Source organism: Terasakiella sp. SH-1 (assembly GCF_004564135.1).
Taxonomy (GTDB): domain Bacteria; phylum Pseudomonadota; class Alphaproteobacteria; order Rhodospirillales; family Terasakiellaceae; genus Terasakiella.
On record NZ_CP038255.1, the window covers coordinates 1334865 to 1353303 of the forward strand.

General features: G+C 47.9%; 18 protein-coding genes. 7 read left to right on the top strand and 11 right to left on the bottom strand.

Going from position 1 to position 18439, the window contains the following annotated elements:
• Position 1 precedes the first annotated feature (1 nt).
• The 8 genes from E4K71_RS06255 to icmF form a co-directional block, all read right to left on the bottom strand.
• A complete protein-coding gene (locus E4K71_RS06255) occupies positions 2-595 on the bottom strand; it encodes a riboflavin synthase (RefSeq protein ID WP_135077807.1) in 594 nt (197 codons plus the stop codon).
• A 30-nt stretch (positions 596-625) separates the two neighbouring features.
• Entirely contained in the window at positions 626-1786 is a 1161-nt protein-coding gene (gene ribD, locus E4K71_RS06260) for a bifunctional diaminohydroxyphosphoribosylaminopyrimidine deaminase/5-amino-6-(5-phosphoribosylamino)uracil reductase RibD (RefSeq protein ID WP_346504515.1), read from the bottom strand.
• Positions 1755-2213, bottom strand: coding sequence for a transcriptional regulator NrdR (gene nrdR / locus E4K71_RS06265; protein ID WP_135077809.1), 459 nt, complete (start codon positions 2211-2213; stop codon positions 1755-1757). The genes ribD and nrdR overlap by 32 nt, the downstream gene beginning before the upstream one ends.
• A gap of 26 nt (positions 2214-2239) precedes the next feature.
• Positions 2240-3523, bottom strand: coding sequence for a serine hydroxymethyltransferase (gene glyA, locus E4K71_RS06270; protein WP_135077811.1), 1284 nt, complete (start codon positions 3521-3523; stop codon positions 2240-2242).
• A gap of 56 nt (positions 3524-3579) precedes the next feature.
• Entirely contained in the window at positions 3580-4026 is a 447-nt protein-coding gene (rpiB, locus tag E4K71_RS06275) for a ribose 5-phosphate isomerase B (RefSeq protein ID WP_135077813.1), read from the bottom strand.
• Positions 4027-4115: 89 nt separating this feature from the next.
• Positions 4116-4340, bottom strand: coding sequence for a hypothetical protein (locus E4K71_RS06280; protein ID WP_240796880.1), 225 nt, complete (start codon positions 4338-4340; stop codon positions 4116-4118).
• Between the two features lie 42 nt (positions 4341-4382).
• Complete coding sequence (locus tag E4K71_RS06285; protein ID WP_135077815.1) at positions 4383-5720, bottom strand: cyclic nucleotide-binding domain-containing protein; 1338 nt, start codon at positions 5718-5720, stop codon at positions 4383-4385.
• A 299-nt stretch (positions 5721-6019) separates the two neighbouring features.
• Positions 6020-9280: a fused isobutyryl-CoA mutase/GTPase IcmF gene (gene icmF, locus E4K71_RS06290; RefSeq protein ID WP_135077817.1), complete on the bottom strand. Its 3261-nt coding sequence runs from the start codon at positions 9278-9280 to the stop codon at positions 6020-6022.
• Between the two features lie 410 nt (positions 9281-9690).
• On the opposite strand from icmF, the gene E4K71_RS06295 reads away from it, so the two are divergent.
• Positions 9691-10983, top strand: coding sequence for a PLP-dependent transferase (locus E4K71_RS06295; protein WP_135077819.1), 1293 nt, complete (start codon positions 9691-9693; stop codon positions 10981-10983).
• A gap of 209 nt (positions 10984-11192) precedes the next feature.
• Positions 11193-12158: a porphobilinogen synthase gene (gene hemB / locus E4K71_RS06300; protein WP_135081998.1), complete on the top strand. Its 966-nt coding sequence runs from the start codon at positions 11193-11195 to the stop codon at positions 12156-12158.
• A gap of 141 nt (positions 12159-12299) precedes the next feature.
• On the opposite strand, the gene E4K71_RS06305 is transcribed toward hemB, so the two are convergent.
• Both E4K71_RS06305 and E4K71_RS06310 read right to left on the bottom strand, forming a co-directional pair.
• Positions 12300-12812 (bottom strand): chemotaxis protein CheW, encoded by a 513-nt coding sequence (locus tag E4K71_RS06305; RefSeq protein WP_135077821.1) that lies wholly within the window; start codon positions 12810-12812, stop codon positions 12300-12302.
• Positions 12813-12958: 146 nt separating this feature from the next.
• Positions 12959-13801: an alpha/beta hydrolase gene (locus E4K71_RS06310; RefSeq protein ID WP_135077823.1), complete on the bottom strand. Its 843-nt coding sequence runs from the start codon at positions 13799-13801 to the stop codon at positions 12959-12961.
• A 93-nt stretch (positions 13802-13894) separates the two neighbouring features.
• Between E4K71_RS06310 and E4K71_RS06315 the strand changes: the two genes are divergently transcribed.
• A complete protein-coding gene (locus tag E4K71_RS06315) occupies positions 13895-14674 on the top strand; it encodes an enoyl-CoA hydratase-related protein (protein ID WP_135077824.1) in 780 nt (259 codons plus the stop codon).
• 38 nt (positions 14675-14712) lie between these two features.
• Here the strand turns inward: E4K71_RS06315 and E4K71_RS06320 are convergent, their stop codons facing one another.
• On the bottom strand, positions 14713-15189 hold the full coding sequence (locus tag E4K71_RS06320) for a flavin reductase family protein (protein ID WP_135077826.1): 477 nt from the start codon (positions 15187-15189) through the stop codon (positions 14713-14715).
• A 127-nt stretch (positions 15190-15316) separates the two neighbouring features.
• Here E4K71_RS06320 and E4K71_RS06325 point away from each other — a divergent pair, with 127 nt between their 5' ends.
• The 4 genes from E4K71_RS06325 (at position 15317) to E4K71_RS06340 (ending at position 18439) form a co-directional block, all read left to right on the top strand.
• Positions 15317-15814, top strand: coding sequence for an RDD family protein (locus E4K71_RS06325; protein WP_135077828.1), 498 nt, complete (start codon positions 15317-15319; stop codon positions 15812-15814).
• A 14-nt stretch (positions 15815-15828) separates the two neighbouring features.
• Positions 15829-16551 (top strand): arginyltransferase, encoded by a 723-nt coding sequence (locus E4K71_RS06330; RefSeq protein WP_135077830.1) that lies wholly within the window; start codon positions 15829-15831, stop codon positions 16549-16551.
• A 174-nt stretch (positions 16552-16725) separates the two neighbouring features.
• Positions 16726-17820: a TRAP transporter substrate-binding protein gene (locus tag E4K71_RS06335; RefSeq protein WP_135077832.1), complete on the top strand. Its 1095-nt coding sequence runs from the start codon at positions 16726-16728 to the stop codon at positions 17818-17820.
• A gap of 73 nt (positions 17821-17893) precedes the next feature.
• Positions 17894-18439, top strand: coding sequence for a TRAP transporter small permease subunit (locus tag E4K71_RS06340; protein ID WP_240796881.1), 546 nt, complete (start codon positions 17894-17896; stop codon positions 18437-18439).

The window sequence follows — 18439 nt, forward strand, 5'->3', positions numbered from 1 at the left end:
TTTATTTTCCATCCTTTTCCAGCAGGCGGGCCACATAGCGCGCGAGCATATCAATTTCCAGATTAACAAAATCGCCGACTTTGGATTTGCCAAAGGTGGTAACTTCCATGGTATGAGGAATGATATTGATGCCAAAGACATCATCTTCAACCTCATTGACCGTTAAAGATACGCCGTTTAGCGTAACTGAACCCTTCGGCGCAATGAAATTTTTCAATTGTGCAGGTGCTTTGAATTTAAAACGGTGGGAATCCCCCTCTAGAGTGATGGAGATAATTTCAGCAATGCCATCGACATGACCGGAGACAATATGACCGCCTAATTCGTCACCAACGCGACAAGCTCGTTCGAAGTTAACAGATGTCTCAACTTCCCAAGAACCCATGGTGGTTTTGGACAGGGATTCCGCAGAAGCCGTAATAGCAAACCAGTTCGGGCCTTTTTCCACAACGGTCATACAAGCGCCGTTACAGGCAATAGAGGCCCCGATATCAACGGTGCTGGTATCATAAGCTGTTTCAAATTCAAAACGGGTGTCGCCTGATTTTTCAACGGCTTTGACGCGCCCAAGGTCGGTAATAATGCCAGTAAACATATCAATGAATGCTTTCAGTTATCTGTAAAATCAAGAAAGGTCTAAATCGCGACGGCGATAAAGCTCAACAAGGTCATCACCGGAGCCAAACAAGCCATTGCGATCAAAAAATGGGGTATCTTCAAGATGGTCAACGCCAAAGGCTTGTACTACGGGAATGCCATCATGGCCCATCAGGCGCGGGGCACGCATCCAGGCCAGGCGGTCTACCAGTTTGCGACGCATCATGGCTGCGCACAAATGGCTACCGCCTTCGACCAAGACGCGGGTCAGGCCGCGTTTGCCCAGTTCGCTTGCCACCCAATCCAGTGTAATGCCGCCTTCATTATTGCTGTGGGGTGGCACAATCAGTTCCATCCCTGCTTCTTGGTAAGCTTCTGCGCGGATATCATCCTGATCACCCAGGGTGAACATCCATGTGGGGATGCGATGGGCTTCTGTCACCAAATGGTGGGTCAGCGGCAGGCGCATGCGACGATCAATCACAATACGCACAGGCGAATGATCTTCCAGCCCAGCCAGTCGACAAGTCAGTTTCGGGTTATCTTCTGTTGCTGTTCCAATTCCGACCATGATCGCATCATGGTTGGCGCGCAACAGATGGCCTTGTTGGCGTGTCGGGGCCTCGGTAATCCATTCGCTTTCACCGGTATGAACCGCGATTTTCCCATCCAGTGTTGTTGCCATTTTCATGGTGAACATAGGGCGTTCTTTTAACACTTTCAGAAAAAAACCTTCATTGACTTCCAAGGCTTCTTCGCGACAGACGTTCAGGATAATTTCAATGCCTGCATCTTTAAGCATCTTAATCCCCCGCCCAGAGACGCGGGGGTCCGGGTCTTCAAGGGCGATGACAACACGTGTGATGCCTGCCTCAATCAGGGCTTCGGCACAAGGTGGTGTTTTGCCATGATGCGAGCAAGGTTCCAGCGTTACGTAGGCTGTTGCACCGCGTGCGTCTTCCCCTGCCCGGCTCAAAGCAACCGTTTCGGCATGGGGGCGTCCGCCGGGCTGTGTCCAGCCACGGCCCAAAACAATGTTGTCTTTGACAATGATGCAACCAACCGCAGGGTTGGGCCATACGTTACCAAGGCCACGACGGGCAAGGCCCAAAGCGGTGCGCATATAGGCGTCATCACTGGTTGGGGCCAGTGGTGCCTTATTGGTTATGTGTTCCCAAATTTTCGACAAAGTCCTCGAAGTCCTTTGCTTCACGGAAATCTTTATAAACAGAGGCAAATCGTACGTAGGCGACTTTATCCAGCTCAAGTAAAACTTCCATCACTTTTTCACCAATGGCATTGGACTGGATTTCAGTTTCACCGGATGTTTCCAACTGACGCTGGATAGAGCTGACGATACGTTCGATTTGATCTTCTTCGACGGGCCGTTTGCGCAATGAAATGCTAATGGAACTCAGCAATTTATCGCGATCAAAAGGTGTTTTTGTACCATCGCGTTTGACGACCATCAGTTCACGCAGTTGCACCCTTTCAAAGGTGGTGAAACGTGAAGCGCAGGCCGGACAGTAACGGCGACGACGAATGGCAGCGCTGTCCTCAGTCGGACGCGAGTCTTTGACTTGGGTGTCGTGATTGCCACAAAAAGGACAGCGCATGTCATTCGATCCTTAAGCTTTTAGCCTTAGAAGTCTTTGTAAACCGGGAACTGTTTGCACAATTCGCCGACTTTGGCACGAACAGCGGCTTCAACATCGGCGTTGTTGTCTTCACCGTTGGCTGCAAGACCGTCCAGAACGTCAGAGATCAGGTTGCCGATCTGCTTGAATTCTTCTTCCTTAAAGCCACGTGTTGTCCCAGCCGGTGTGCCTAAACGAACACCGGATGTGACCATCGGTTTTTCCGGGTCAAACGGAATGCCGTTTTTGTTACACGTGATGCCTGCGCGTTCCAGTGCCGCATCGGCCATCTTACCCGTCACACCTTTGGGGCGCAGGTCAACCAGCATCAGGTGCGTATCTGTGCCGCCTGTAACGATGTCACAGCCGCGTTCAACCAGTACAGCAGCCAGTGCTTTGGCATTGGCAACAACTTGAGCTGCATAGTCTTTGAACTCAGGACGCAGCGCTTCGCCAAAGGCAACGGCCTTGGCTGCAATCACATGCATCAGGGGACCACCTTGCAAGCCGGGGAAGACCGCAGAGTTAATCTTTTTACCCAGATCCAGATTGTTGGACAGGATCATACCGCCGCGTGGGCCACGCAGGGTTTTATGCGTTGTTGTTGTCACAACATCTGCGTATGGCAGCGGGCTTGGGTGAACACCACCAGCAACCAGACCTGCAAAGTGCGCCATATCCACCATCAACATCGCGCCCACTTTGTCTGCAATTTCACGGAAACGCTTAAAGTCGATTTGACGCGGAATAGCAGAACCACCGGCAACGATCAGTTTCGGCTGGCATTCAACGGCCATTGCTTCAACTTCATCATAATCAATGTCTTGTGTTTCTCGCGATACATCATATTGAACCGCATTGAACCATTTACCAGATTGTGCAGGTGGAGCACCATGTGTCAAGTGACCACCAGAAGCCAGTGTCATCCCCATGATGGTGTCGCCCGGTTGCAGCAATGCCATGAAGACAGCACCGTTCGCTTGTGCACCAGAATGTGGCTGAACGTTCACATATTCGCAATCAAATAGTTCTTTGGCACGCTCAATCGCCAGACCTTCTGAAACGTCAACATATTCACAACCACCGTAGTAACGGCGACCCGGATACCCTTCGGCATATTTGTTGGTCAGAACAGTGCCCTGAGCCTCGATCACAGCGCGGGAGACAATGTTTTCAGATGCGATCAGTTCGATCTGGTCTTGCTGACGGCCAAGTTCTTCACGGGTGGAAGCATAAACCTCAGGGTCGGAATCTGCCAAAGTGGCAGTAAAGAAATTTTCAAAAGACATTTACGTGAGCCTTTCTAAAGGGAGGATAAAAGAAAAATGCTTTTAAGACCTATGCTTCAAAGCGGTGGATTAGACAGTTTTTCAACACGACGTGCGTGTCGACCGCCTTCGAATTCTGTATTGAGGAACACGTCCAGGCAATCTAATGCGGTGGCTTCACCCATTGTACGATCACCAAAGGCAATGACGTTGGCATCATTGTGTTCACGTGACAAGCGCGCACCCAAGGCATCATGAACCAAGGCACAGCGCACTTCGGCAAAACGGTTGACGGCAATGGAAATGCCAATGCCGGACCCGCAGACGACAACACCGCGATCAGCGTCGCCATTTTTAATGGCTTTGGCCAGCTTGTAGCCATAGTCAGGATAATCAACGGAAGCACAACTGTCACAGCCCAGGTCAAGAACCTCAAAACCCTTGTTTTTCAGCTCATTAGCCAAAGTTGTTTTCAGGTCAATACCGCCGTGGTCACAGGCAATTGCAATTTTGTTTGAAGCCATAAGTAATGGTCCTCATCAATGGTCATTGTTGGGCTTTGGTTTAGCACAGGCAAGACCTGCGTTACAATTGTTAAATTGCGTACATAGCCCTACTTGCCTTCCCTCATTTTGCGCAGCTTGTATTCGAGCTTTTGCTTGGCATTTTGCCGGATCATTGGTTCGCCCATGCTGATTAAGCCTGTGGCGATGACCTCGACCCCGGTTTCGGCATCAATGGCGTGAACACGCAGGTATTTCCCATAGGGGCGCGCTTCAAAATAAATCTGACGATGGTGTGAGTTTTGGGACATGGTACTAAAAAAGATAATAGACACTATAGCCTTAATGTAATGGCTATCGCTGTGAAGTCCACAGGCTTAATGCGCCATTTCAGAAGTTTTTATGGTGATTTGTTCTTGTCGTTTGATCATGGGCAGGTTTTCAGACAGTTCACGGTAGAAGAAATTCATGTGGCGGTATTCTTCTGGCTCACATGTTTGGGCCTGTCTCAGGTTATAGACCAGCTTACGCATTTCATTGCAGATATCACAAGTCACACTCAGGTTACTACGCAGGGCGCAGTTGTAAATTTCTTCCAAAGCATTGTCGGTGCAATCCAGCAGGTAATTGAAGTCAAACTCTTCTTCGTGTTCGCTGGAGATTTTATCCAGAACCCAGGCCAGTTGTACGAGATGGCGTTCCATTTTAACGGAATTTAGTTCGTTAATGCCGCTATAAACCTGGGTTTCAAGGTCTTTAGGTGCCTGTTTTTTTAGAACCTTGGCAGCAAGTGTATTGGGGGCGGAGAAGGATGGCGCAGACTCTTTATCTTCTTGATTCATATGAGCGCGGTCTGGCCCAGCATAATTGCGTGTCACTACAAACTGTCGATCACTTTGACATAAGGTGCGGAAGGTTTTCAAGATGCTGTCGACAGAAATAGGCTTTTGTAAAACCAAATCACACCCCCCATCCAATAAGGCTTTTTGGGCGCTGTTCGTGTTCGTGTTTGTATTTGTCATAACCAGAATAGAGAGGAACGGGTTTTTACTGCATAGGCCATGACGGATTTTTTGTGTCAGGTCGCAAATTTCACGAATACCGAAAGAACAATCCAGCACAAGGATATCGAAATGCGTTCGTTGTAATTCTTTTTCAAGGTCATGCATGGCGCTGACATCGCAAATTTTTCCAAAACCAATACCAAGCAAGCCCCCACGTAAGCTGTTGCGCTTTTGCGGGTTTGGGTCTGCGAGCAGGAAATTGACTTCATCAAATGAGGGGCGTTTTGTTTTGGTCGGTGTACCAATTTTTTTTACGGATTTGGTTTTGTCGCAATTTATTTTTTCAAAAAGACCCGCTGTTTGATCAGAGGTGTTTTTGATGCGGGTAATAACCATTTTAATCAAGGAATAAAGCAGCGGATCAACTTCTTTGAGGCGGTCATCAAATGATTTTTTATTTAAAACAATGGCCTCAACAGGTTCATAAGTGACGACACTGGCTGAACGGGGCAAATTATTGATGATAGCCATCTCGCCGACCACGCCTCCTTCTTCGACCAAAGCAAGGGGAACTTGTGTGCCATTAGGGCCTTTTTTATAAATTTTAACGCTGCCAGATTGGATGATATAGGCAAAATCAGCTTGATCGCCTTCTTTGAATAAGACGGTATTGGCGTCAAATTTGACTGTTTTATATGCGTCTACGACCATAGTGCCCCCGTGGAAGTTTAGGCGTATCAGTCGACATGCTTTCAGCGTTTTTTCTTTTTATTCAATAGATTATGTAGAGTTGAATGAAATTTCAATAGACCCATTTGGGTGAGTGCGATGCAACAATTGGTAATGTTTTGAATTCAAATGAATTTTTTTGCAGACAATTAAAATTTTTATGATTCCAGGATGCAAACTTTTCTACTTTTAATGCTTTATGGTAGTTGAGTCTTATCTTTATGTATAGTGAAAAAGGCCCTGCCAAATAATGGACAGGGCCTTTTGTTGAAAGGTTTGAATTACATGTTACGGCGATATTGGCCGCCAACTTCAAACAGGGCGTCTGAAATCTGACCGAGGGAGCAATAGCGCACAGCTTCCATCAGGACTTCAAACATGTTGCCATTGGCACGTGCCACGTCTTTCAGCTTGGCAAGAGCCTTTTCCCCATCGCTGGCATTGCGCTGCTGGAAGTCTTTCAGGCGTGAAATTTGGCTTTCTTTCTCGTCTGTAGAAGAACGAGCCAATTCAGGGGTTGGTGGTTCTTCCGCATTGGGGTTGAGGAATGTATTCACCCCAATAATCGGCAGCGTGCCATCGTGTTTCTTCATTTCATAGTATAAAGATTCATCTTGGATCATACCACGCTGGTAACCTGTTTCCATGGCACCCAGAACGCCACCACGCTCAGAAATACGCTCGAATTCTTTCAGAACGGCTTCTTCCACAAGGTCAGTCAGTTCTTCAACGATAAAGGCACCCTGGTTCGGGTTTTCGTTTTTCGCCAGACCGAATTCCTGGTTAATGATCAACTGGATCGCCAGGGCACGGCGTACAGACTCTTCCGTCGGTGTTGTGAAGGCTTCGTCATAGGCATTGGTATGCAGGCTGTTACAGTTATCATATGTTGCCAGCAGGGCTTGCAGGGTTGTGCGGATATCGTTGAAATCCATTTCCTGAGCATGAAGCGAGCGACCAGAGGTCTGAATATGGTATTTCAGCTTCTGTGAACGCTCATTGGCGCCATATTTGAAACGCATGGCTGTTGACCAGATGCGGCGTGCCACACGGCCCAGAACCGTATATTCAGGGTCCATCCCGTTAGAGAAGAAGTAAGACAGGTTCGGGGCAAATTCATCAATGTGCATGCCACGTGCCAGATAGCTTTCTGCAAAGGTAAAGCCGTTAGACAGGGTCAATGCCAGTTGTGAAATCGGGTTCGCCCCTGCTTCGGCGATATGGTAGCCAGAGATGGAAACAGAATAGAAGTTGCGAACATCATTGTTCACAAAATACTGCTGGATATCCCCCATCATTTTCAGGGCAAATTCTGTGGAGAAGATGCAAGTGTTTTGACCTTGGTCTTCTTTGAGAATATCGGCCTGAACCGTGCCGCGCACATTTGCCAGTGTCCAGGCTCTGATCTTTTCGATCTCTTCATCTGTCGGAATACGACCGTTTTCTGTTTTGAACTTCTCGATCTGCTGTTCAATTGCTGTATTCAGGAACATGGCAAGCAACATGGGTGCCGGGCCGTTTACAGTCATGGAAACAGAGTTAGAGGGCGCACACAGATCAAACCCGTCATAGAGAACTTTCATATCGTCCAGTGTGGCAATGGAAACACCGGAGTTACCGATTTTACCATAGATATCCGGGCGATGATCCGGGTCTTGACCGTACAAAGTCACGGAGTCAAAGGCGGTAGAAAGTCGTTTTGCATCAGAGTGTTGGGAGAGATACTTAAAGCGTTTGTTCGTGCGGAAGGCATCACCCTCCCCTGCAAACATACGGGTGGGGTCTTCGCCTTCACGTTTGAAGGCAAATACACCTGCTGTGTAGGGGAAACTGCCCGGAACGTTTTCTTTTAGCAACCATTTCAGGATTTCACCTTCGTCTTCAAATTGCGGCAGCGAAACTTTTGGAATTTGGGTGCCAGACAAAGATGTGTATTTCAGCTCCGTGCGGATTTCACGATCGCGGATTTTTACGACATATTCGTCACCGGAATAATTCTCTTTTACTGTTGGCCAGATTTCCAACAGCTTGTGGCAACGTCCATCGAGCGCCTGATCGCGTTCTTTGATCAGTTTCTTGATGGCTTTTTTGCCTTTTTCGCCGGCTTCTTCCAGCATGCGGTTTGTTTCGCGCAGCTGTTGACGTTCCCGTGCAATTTTGGACTGTGTGGCGATGTCTTTGTGATAGCCACGAACCGTGTCGGCAATATCTGCCAGATAACGGCGGCGTTCTGGCGGAACAATCGCTGTTTTCGGGGATGAATGACGAATGCCGGGGCCTTCTTTCAAGGTGGTTGTGACCTTGCCAAGCTTTTTGGCTTTCAGGGCATTGACCAGTTCATAATAAAGGGCCGTTACACCTTCGTCGTTAAAGCGTGATGCAATAGTGCCGATCACAGGCATGTCTTCTGGGGCAGAATGGAATTGTTCACGGTTGCGCAGGACTTGTTTAGCCACATCACGCAAGGCATCCTTGGCTCCTTTACGGTCGAATTTGTTGATGGCGATAATTTCAGCGAAATCGAGCATGTCGATTTTTTCCAGCTGAGAAGCGGCACCAAATTCAGGTGTCATCACATACATGGGGAAGTCAACATAAGGAACGATGCCTGCATCGCCCTGCCCGATCCCCGGTGTTTCAACAATAACCAGATCAAAGCCCGCCAGTTTGCACGCATTGACCATGGATGTCATGGAAGGTGGAACTTCAGACTTATTGTCACGCGTTGCAATGGAACGCACATAAATGTTGTCCACATTGTTGGCGTTCATACGGATACGGTCACCCAACAAAGCTCCGCCTGTCTTGCGGCGTGTCGGGTCAATGGCGAGTACGGCAATGCGTGGCTCGTTTGAATACATGCGGAAACGGCGGATCAGCTCGTCCGTCAGGGAGGATTTACCTGCCCCACCTGTACCTGTGATACCGAGAACCGGAACTTTACCAGAAAGCTTTTCACCGCCTTCATCAATTTGTTTTTTCAGCTTGGCGTCCAGCTGGTCGTTCTCAAGTGCTGTAATAATACGCGCCAGATCAAGGGTGTCGCCTTTTTTCAGCTTCGCTAGTGATTTCGGGCATGAGATATCTTTTGCCGGTGCATAGTCAGAACGTTTGACCATATCCTGAATCATGCCTTCAAGGCCCAGTTTGCGGCCATCTTCCGGGGAATAGATTTTTTCAACACCATGGCTCATCAAGTCTTCGATTTCATCGGTGACGATTACACCGCCGCCGCCGCCAAAGACCTTGATATGGCCTGCGCCACGTTCTTTAAGCAGGTCGATCATATATTTGAAATATTCAACGTGACCGCCTTGGTAGGAGCTGACGGCAATGCCTTGAGCATCTTCTTCAATGGCTGCGGTGACAATTTCATCCACAGAACGGTTGTGGCCCAGATGAATGACCTCTGCCCCGCTGGATTGAAGAATGCGACGCATAATATTGATTGATGCATCGTGGCCGTCAAACAGGCTGGCGGCAGTCACAAAACGAACCGGGTTTTTCAGTTTATAAGCCTTTTTAGTGTTACCGTCTGGCATGCGATCCTCCCAAAAACTTCTATAAAAATAATTCGGTATTTAAATGCCGATTTATTTTCTTTTTTTACGCCCTAACCAAATAATGGAAGGACGTTGAAAAAAGCCAAGTCAAAAATATGATTTGGCGAAATTAAATAGTTACCTTTACGTAAACGTAAAGCAAAAGCAGAGGCAGGTAAAGAGACAAATTGTAAATAATTTAAAATGTTTCAAATTATCCCCTCGCTCTCCCATAGTTGTCATTCCAAACTTGATTTGGAATCCATTGGACCCTCGTATCAAGTACGAGGGTGACGGGCTGAAGTATGTTTTTCATATCAGTCTTTTCTGATTTTTAGATTTGCTTGACGCCGCATGTCTGAGGTGGTCTTGTATTGCCAATTTTAATACTGACTTATAGGAAAGCTTTCATGTCTGATAAGAAACTTCATCCTGAAACACTGGCCCTGCACGCTGGTTACCGTAATGATGAAACTGCAAAATCTGTGGCTGTGCCCATCCACCAAACAACCTCTTATCAGTTTGATAGTGCTGAACATGCGGCCAATCTGTTTGCCCTGAAAGAATTCGGCAATATCTATACACGTATCATGAACCCGACCACTGATGTGCTGGAACAGCGCTTGGCCGCCCTTGAAGGTGGTGTGGCAGCCCTTGGTGTGGCATCTGGTCAGGCGGCTGCGACTTTTGCCATTTTGAACCTGTGTCAAGCTGGCGATAACTTCGTGACCTCAACCGACCTTTATGGTGGTACGTGGAACCTGTTTGCCAATACATTTAAGCAAATGGGCATCGAAGCGCGTTTTGTCGATCCGGCTGATCCGGAATCTTTCCGCAGCGCAACTGATGACAAGACACGTTGTTATTTTGCCGAAACCCTGCCGAATCCTAAGTTGAATGTCTTCCCCATTAAAGAAGTGGCTGATATTGGTCGTGAATTGGGTGTGCCGCTGATTATGGATAACACAGCAGCACCGTTGATCTGTCGTCCGCTGGAACATGGTGCGGCGATTGTGATGTATTCCACAACCAAATATATCGGCGGTCATGGCACATCTATCGGTGGTATGATCATTGATGGTGGTAATTTTGATTGGGAAGCTGGCGGTGATCGTTTCCCGACCCTGAACCAGCCGGACCCGAGCTACCACGGTGCTGTTTGGACAGAGGCGGTTAAGCCGCTTGGCCCGATTGCTTATATCATCCGTGCGCGTGTAACACTGTTGCGTGACATTGGTGCAGCAGAAAGCCCGTTCAATGCATGGCAGACAATTCAGGGGCTGGAAACTCTGCCGCTGCGTATGCGCCAGCATTGTGAAAATGCCAATAAGGTTGTTGAATTCCTCAACAACCACCCGAAAGTGGAAAATGTCATTCACCCGTCCATTCAAGATGGTGAGGCCAAGCGCCGTGCCGATGCTTATCTGGATGGTGGTTATGGTGCTCTTGTCGGGTTTGAGCTGAAAGACGGTCTGGATGCAGGTCGTAGCTTTATCGACTCACTGGAATTGCTCTATCACGTAGCAAACATCGGGGATGCCCGTTCTTTGGCGATCCATCCTGCCAGCACAACGCATTCACAGATGACAGAAGAAGAACAGGCCAAAGCGGGTGTGACACCGGGCTATGTTCGTCTGTCCATCGGGATTGAACATGCAGATGATATTATCGCCGATATCGAGCAAGCTTTGTCTAAATGCTAAGTCTGCCATAATTTAAGCATAAACGCCGGGCTATATATGGTCCGGCGTTTTTGTTTGCATAAAATAAATCGTCATTCCCAACTTGATTGGGACTCTTTTTTAAGGAGAAAGATCCCCGCTTTCGCGAGGATGACGGTTTTAGTTTTTTAGGGGTATTCATCTTGTCTCGTCCACATTTTCTTACCAATGAGTCACTGCCGCGCACGCGTATGCGCCGCAATCGTCAGGCGGAATGGTCACGTCGTCTGGTGCGTGAAAATACCCTGAGTGTGGATGATTTCGTCTGGCCGATTTTCGTTTTGGAAGGCGAACAACGCCGTGAATCCGTGGCGTCAATGCCCGGTGTGGAACGTCTGTCCATTGACCTGTTGGTCGAGGCTGTCGGCGAAGCCTATGAGCTGGGGATTCCTGCCATTGAGATTTTCCCCTATACTGATGACAGTTTAAAAACACCAGATGCCAAAGAAGCCCTGAACCCGAATAATCTGGTCTGTCGTGCAGTACGTGCGGTGAAAGAAAAATACCCGGATATGGGCGTTTATACCGATATTGCACTTGATCCTTATAATAGTGACGGTCATGATGGATTGGTGCGTGATGGCCGTGTTCTCAATGATGAAACCGTTGAGATCCTGTGTAAGCAAGCGGTGGTTCAGGCCCAAGCTGGCTGTGATGTAGTTGCGCCAAGTGACATGATGGATGGGCGCATGGGTCAAATTCGCGATGCCTTGGATGGTGCAGGCTTCCAAAATGTCATGATGATGTCTTATGCGGCCAAATATGCCTCAGCCTTTTATGGGCCGTTTCGCGATGCGGTGGGATCAGCTGGTGCCTTGGGCAAAGGGGATAAGAAAACCTATCAGATGGACCCGGCCAATACGGATGAAGCCATCCGTGAAACCGCACTGGATATTGCTGAAGGTTCCGATATGGTGATGGTCAAGCCGGGCATGCCCTACCTTGATATTGTTCACCGCTTAAAAGAAAGCTTTGGTGTGCCTGTGTCAGTCTATCACGTCAGTGGTGAATATGCCATGCTCAAGGCCGCAGCCCAGAACGGTTGGCTAGACAATGATCGAGCTGTGCTGGAAAGCCTGCTTTGTTTCAAACGTGCCGGTGCCGATGTGATCTTCACCTATTGTGCTGTGGAAGCTGCCAAATTGTTGAAAAAGTGAAACAAGTGCCGTCCTCGCAAATGCGGGGACCTCTTTCAAGGGTAAAGGAGATTCCCAATCGAGTTGGGAATGATAAAGATATAAAAAAAGCCGCATCTTCCATAAGGGGACGCGGCCTTTTTGTTTAAATTTCTTTACAGATTAAACGGCAGCTTTCGCGCCCTTCATTTCTGTTGTTTGGATGTCGAGCATGCGGTCTACATCCAGTACAACCATCAGCTGGCCGTCTAGGCGATAAACGCCGGAAGCGAATTCGCGCCAGATTGGGTCCAGTGTCGATGGGTTGCGCTCATAATTCTTTTCATCAAGGCTGAGAACTTCACCAACGGTGTCAACCAGCAGGCTGTACAGTTCATTGATATGTTCGACAGTCACGCCCATGCTTTGGCCGTCGTCGTCACGCTTTGGCAGGCCAAGGCGCACACGCACGTCGATCACGGTTACAATACGACCACGCAAGTTGATGGAGCCTGCAACTTCTTTGGGTGCAAGCGGAATAAAGGCAATATGGTCCGGCATCAAAATGTCCTGAACTTTCAGAACAGGAATACCAAACAACTGATCAGCGATTTTGAAAGTGACGTAATCTTCCAAACCGTCCCCTTTGATAAGGTCTGTTGATTGCGCGTCATTCGTTGTTACGAGCTGATTCATTTTTTCTCTCCGGCCATTAGCATTTCAGCTTGTTGTCAAAAGGCTCTTCTAAAAGATGTATCTACCAATTTGACAGCTGCGCAAATCTACACAAAAAACACAGCAGAGTTAAGCCAAATTATGAGATAGCCCCCTAAAATTTATAATTACCCGGTCAACCACTGTTTTACAAGCCCGATTTGCGTCTCATCCATCAACGTTGGGGCGTGGCCGACTTTGGGGATTTCAACCAGCTCGGCATCCGGGCCGCGTTTTAGCATTTCCTGGGCTGTTTCTTTGGTCAAAAGATCGGAGTCTTCGCCCCGCAGAATCAGCACCGGGCATTTAATGGATTCCCAGATGGGCCAAAGGTCGACATCAACGGGATCAGCCTCTTTAAAAGGCTGAGAAATTGCTGGGTCGTAATGAAAAGCAAACTGACCGTCTTCACATTTCTTGGCACTATGTTCCGCCAGATGTTTCCATTGTTCATCACTTAAGGGACCAAAGGGAGCATGGATCAGGCGCAAATGTTGTTCCAAAGCCTCCAGGGACGGAAATTTGGGGTCCATGCCAAGATAATCACCAATGCGGGCCAGTGAGTCTTTGGGGATAAAGGGGCCAACATCATTGACAATCAGGCGTTGAATGGGGCTGTTGGGCTGAATGGCGAGCATCATGCCGATGATTCCCCCCATGGATGTACCAATCCAGTCGACCTTTTCATCCCCGATTTTGGCAAGTAGAGTTGCCATATCATTTACATAAAGCGGGAATCCATAATCTGAGGGATTAAGCAACCAGTCACTATATCCCCTGCCCGCCATATCCGGGCAGATGACCTGGTGGGTATCGGTCAGGGCTTGCGCCAGTTCATCAAAGTCACGGCTGTTGCGGGTGAGCCCGTGGGCACAGATGGCCGTGCGTCCCGCTTCTTCAAATCCCCAATGGGTATAGGCAATGCGGTGAAAACCATGAGGGCCAAGGCTGAGGAAACTTTTCTGTTGCATGGCAACTTATCCTTCTTATTCAAACAATTTGCCTTATCTTGCAAAGTTGATAGTTTGTTCGTCAAACAAAATCTCTAAGCGGAGCAAAAAGATATGAGCGATCCTATCCTTGTTCAACGTGATGATGCGATTGTGACCATTACTTTGAACAACCCGGAAAAACGCAATGCCCTGACCAAACCTGCCTGGCAAAAGTTGGGCGATGTGATGGAAGAGCTTTCAGCAGATAATGATTTGCGTTGCATTATTATTCGTGGGGCTGGCGATGAAGCTTTTGCGGCAGGAGCTGATATTTCTGAATTTCCTGAAGAACGCTCCAGTGCGGCCCAAGCCAAAGCCTATGGGGAAATTGTGACACGTACGGTCAAGGCGATTGAAGAATGCCGCCATCCGACGGTTGCTATGATTAAAGGGGCTTGTACAGGTGGCGGGCTGGAAATTGCCTGTGCGTGCGATATGCGTATTGCGGGGGAAAGTTCGCGTTTCGGCGTGCCGATCAACCGTTTGGGGCATACATTGGCCTATCCTGAACTGGATGCGATTCTGCGCCTTGTCAGTCCGGCGGTGATGCTGGAATTGTTGCTTGAAGGTCGTGTTGTGGATGCGGATTACGCACTACGTGTTGGCATGATCAATCGTATTGTGGAAGACTGGGAAGTTGAAGAAGAAGCCAAACAATGTGCTGAACGTATTGCCAAAGGGGCCCCTCTGGCTGCACGTCTGCACAAAAAAATGGTGTCACGCCTGAAACGTCCAGAGCCTTTGACGCAAACAGAGTTGGATGAAGCCTTTTCCACTTGTGATTCGGAAGATTACCAAAACGGCTATCGTGCCTTTATGGAAAAGAAAAAGCCGGTCTTTAAGGCAAAGTAGATTCTCGTCGTCCTGGCTTTTGCGAGGGCGACAGAGGTCTATAGAGTTTTATAGCCACCTTGGAAATAGAGCAATGGTCCGGTGGCATCGCTGTTGGTGCTGATCGAAGTCACTTCGCCGATAAAGATGGTATGGTCCCCACCCTTGTGAGATTCGACACGCTTACATTCCAGTGTTGCCAGTGTGCCGTCCAGAACTGGACAACCATTTTGACCTTCGTGCCATTTAATCGTATCGAACTTGTTTTCGTCGCTGCCCGCAAACAGATTGGATAGATTTTCCTGATTTTCCGCAAGGATGCAGATATTGAAGTTCGGCTCTGAAAGGAAAACATCGTTAAGCTGGCTGTCGGTCTTTAAAGAAAACAGGACCAATGGCGGCTCTAGGGAGACAGAGGCAAAAGAATTGATAGTGACACCAATGTTGCCCGCCTTTTCAGACTGGCTTGTGACAACAGTAATCCCTGTGGCAAATTGGCCCAGGACATCACGGAATTCGCGCTGATCGAAACTCATATCTCACCTATTCGTTGCTTTTAGACTTCAATAGAGATTGAATGAAGAGCCGTCAATAGCTTGTTTAATCAATCTCTTCAGCTATATTTTATATAAGTCCTACTGAATGGTTGTGCGAAGGAAAAAGATGTTTAATTCACGATCAAATCCATATGAGGGTGAAAGCCGTCAGGCTGTTGGCCCAGACCCGCTGGAACAGCCTGAATTTTATGATGGTATAACTCAAAAGCGGATTTTGGCCTATGTGGTTGATTTTCTGATTTGTGCCGGGCTTGGTGGATTGGGATTTGTTTTGGCTGGAATCATGGGGATTATGAGCTTTGGTTTGCTGTTTGCGCCCATGATGGCGCTGATGGCCTTGATCCCGATTGCCTATCATACGTTTTTAATCGGTTCAGCCAAGAGCGCGACCTATGGGATGCGTTTTGCCGGGATCAGGGTGTATCGCCTTGATGGGGGGCGTCCAGAATTAATGCAGGCTTTTGTACAGTCCGCTTTATTCTTTTTGACGGTACCGCCAACCTCTTTTCTTATTTTGATTGTGTGTTTGTTTAATCTGCGCAGGCGCTGTCTTCATGATATACTTGCCGGGACTTTGGTGTTAAATATTCCTGAACAAGAATAAGCCTAAGGTAAGCAATGCGCCCGGATCGTACCCAGTCCAAGGTCTTTTTTTATACAACGTCCCCCCTGTCCTGCCCTTATTTGGATGGGGAGGTTGAAAGACGTATTGTGACTGAATTGACTGGGGCAGATGCGGATGATCTGCATAATGCCCTTTCTAAAGGTGGTTTTCGTCGCAGTCACTATATGGCTTATGCCCCTGTATGTCCGAATTGTTCGGCCTGTGTTCCTGTGCGTGTGGATGCGCAGAATTTTCATTTCTCTAAAAGCTGGCGTCGGGTGGAAAAGCAGTTTTCCTATCTGGAAGCAACACTTTGTGAGCCCGTAGCCACCCAAGAGCAGTTTTTATTGTTTGAGAAATATCAAAAAAAGCGTCATGGCGATGGCGATATGGCCTCGATGGATTATTTTGACTATCGCTCCATGATTGAAGAAACGCCGATCAAAACATCGCTTGTTGAATTTCGCGAAGAAGGAACATTGGTTTCAGCCTTGTTGATGGACCATCTCGATGATGGCTTGTCTGCGGTGTATAGTTTTTTTGATGATGCAAAAAAATACCGGGGTATGGGGAATTATATGGTGCTATGGGCGATCCGTCAGGCTGTGGTGCAGAACCTCCCTTATGTTTATCTTGGCTACTTGATTAAAGACTGTCGTAAAATGTCCTATAAGGGACGTTACAGCCCGCTTGAAGGCTGCGTTGACGGGCAATGGGTATTGTTGAATACCGACTAACACTTAGAAAAAAATCAAATATTGCAATGCAGTACGCGTTTTTGCGTATGGTCTTTTGTTTGCAAGTGGTTTGCAGCAGGCGTAAGCTAAATTCTTATTGGTTATCGGATAACCGATGTCCGGTTAACAGATAACCGGATTTGAGAATTTAAATGTGATTAGGGAGGTTTTCACATGAAGCGTCGTGATTTTCTAGCCGGAGCAGCTGCGGTCGGTGCCATTGGTGCAGCAAGTGCTGTTTCTGCGCCTGCTATTGCAAGCGGTAAGCGTACACTCAAAATGGTGACCACTTGGCCGAAGAATTTCCCCGGCCTGGGCACTGGTGCGGCTCGTGCTGCAAAACGTATCACGGACATGTCTGACGGTCAGTTAACCGTTAAATTATTTGCGGCTGGTGAATTGGTGCCTGCATTTGAATCTTTTGATGCGGTGTCCAGCGGGACGGCTGATCTTTACCATGCGGCTGAATATTATTGGCAAGGTAAGCATAAGGCATTTAACTTCTTCACTTCTGTTCCTTATGGTCTGACAGCGGGTGAGATGGATGCCTGGATTCACCATGGTGGTGGTCAGGAGTTATGGGACGAACTGGCGTCCGGCTTTAATATCAAGCCGTTTGCTTGTGGTAACACAGGCGTTCAGATGGGTGGTTGGTTCAATAAGGAAATCAATTCCGTTGAAGACCTGAAAGGTCTTAAAATCCGCATGCCGGGTTTGGGTGGTGAAGTGCTGCGTCGTCTGGGTGCTGCGGCTGTAACCCTGCCAGGTGGTGAGATTTTCCCATCCCTGCAATCTGGTGCCATTGATGCGACAGAATGGGTTGGCCCATGGAATGATCTGGCCTTTGGTTTCTATAAAGTGACCAAATATTATTATTCACCGGGCTTCCACGAGCCGGGTTCAACATTGTCTTGTGGTGTAAACCTTGATGTGTGGAAATCACTGACACCTGCACAACAGGCAATCGTTCAGAACGCGACGATGGCAGAAAACAACTATATGATGGCTGAATTTAACGCCCGTAACGGTGACAGCCTTGAGGTTCTGCTTAAGAAACATGGTGTTCAGGAACGCAAGTTCTCTGACGATGTGATGATGGCGATTGGTGATGCCTCAGGTGAAGTAATGCGCGAAGTTGCCAAAACCGATGCCCTGACAACGAAGATCTTTGATAGCTATACTGACTTCCGTCGCAAAGCGATTAAATGGTCTGATCGTTCAGAAGCATCTTACTGGAACGCACGTAAGCTGCCGTTCAAATACAGCTAATTGCACAAAAAAGGGCGACAGCACAAATCTGTGCGTCGCCCTTTTTTTGTCGATTTCTAATGGGAGATAAGCTTTGGGGTCACTTTCGACTTTGATGCGCTTTATTGACGGGTTGAACCAGACGATTGGCCGAACAGTCGCCTGGCTGGCGGTGATCATGGTGATCACGCAGTTTTCCGTTGTGGTGATGCGCTATGTTTTCGGCATCGGTTCGATTATGATGCAGGAATCTGTCGTCTATATGCATTCATTTTTATTTATGATCGGTGCAGGCTATACATTACTGCACAATGGGCATGTACGCGTGGATGTTTTCTATCGTGAAGCCGGGGTGCGTAAAAAAGCAGTCATTGATATTTTCGGTGTTGTTTTCTTGCTTTTACCTGTTTGTTTCCTGATTGGGGATTCATCCTGGAAATATGTTTATCAATCCTGGTCAATCCTTGAAGGGTCCAAGGAAACCAGCGGGATTCATGCTGTTTATCTTCTGAAATCCGTTATTTTGGTTTTCTGTGTTCTCTTGAGTTTGCAAGGGATTGCCCTGGCATTGCGTTCTTTCCTGATTTTAAAAGGGGCGCTGGTGCCAGAAGAAGACCATGACGTACATGAGGTGCCTTAA